Raw genomic sequence first — 714 nt, 5'->3', positions numbered from 1 at the left:
GCGCAAAAACGTCGGTTGCGGTCGCTGGTTGGATCGAAATCGCAACACCACTTTTTCACCAAAATTCGTAACATTCCCCATGTTCGTGCAAGTTTCTCGATGCTGGGGCTTACTTCCTCTTCTTATAGTTTCCGGCTTCCCTTCGGTCAGTGGGGCTTCGCCGAGTCTCGTGTTTTGGCAAAAGCAACCCGCATGGCCATTCCGCATGAAGGTCGTTCCCATGTTGAACACCTCAATAAGCCCACCGCCTACGGCGATGGCCTCAGGGGTCTAAGGAACACAGATATCACCGATGCGCACGGATCCATCATCACGGATCTGTTGTTCTTTCTTTTCTTTTGATGGCCCTCTGGGCCTACGGATCTTAAACGGATTTTCCGCGTATCAAGCAAGCCCCGTCATGTGGCATACTTCCATACATATTACTCTCCGCATGCGAAAAATCCGTGTCGATCTGCCGCGCCGACGGCGCATCAAAACCAAGCGGTAGGCAGCGAAGCAAGAGTAAACAATCCGTGAAAAGACCCATTCGTGCGCATCGGTGATATTACCTCCCCTTCGGTCGGTGGGGCTTCGCCGGGTCTCGTGTTTTTTGATAAAAGCACCCCGCATGGCATCTGTGCTTATCTGAGAGATCCGTGGGAGAATAAATACATTCTGCCTGTTCTTTAGCGCATTGTGCGCTTAGTTGTCGCCCACAGATCTCGCGGATTT

At 51.7% G+C, this 714-nt stretch carries 1 protein-coding gene; it reads left to right on the top strand.

All coding sequences use genetic code 11. The annotated features are described in order from the left end of the window. Nucleotides 1–342 (top strand): hypothetical protein (locus tag KM934_RS12895; RefSeq protein WP_215761035.1); only part of this gene is annotated, 342 nt, incomplete at its 5' end. Nucleotides 343–714: the final 372 nt, after the last annotated feature.

This window comes from Hallella faecis (assembly GCF_018789675.1).
In the GTDB taxonomy this organism is placed as follows: Bacteria; Bacteroidota; Bacteroidia; order Bacteroidales; family Bacteroidaceae; genus Prevotella; species Prevotella faecis.
This window is presented reverse-complemented; position numbering and strand designations above follow the sequence as displayed.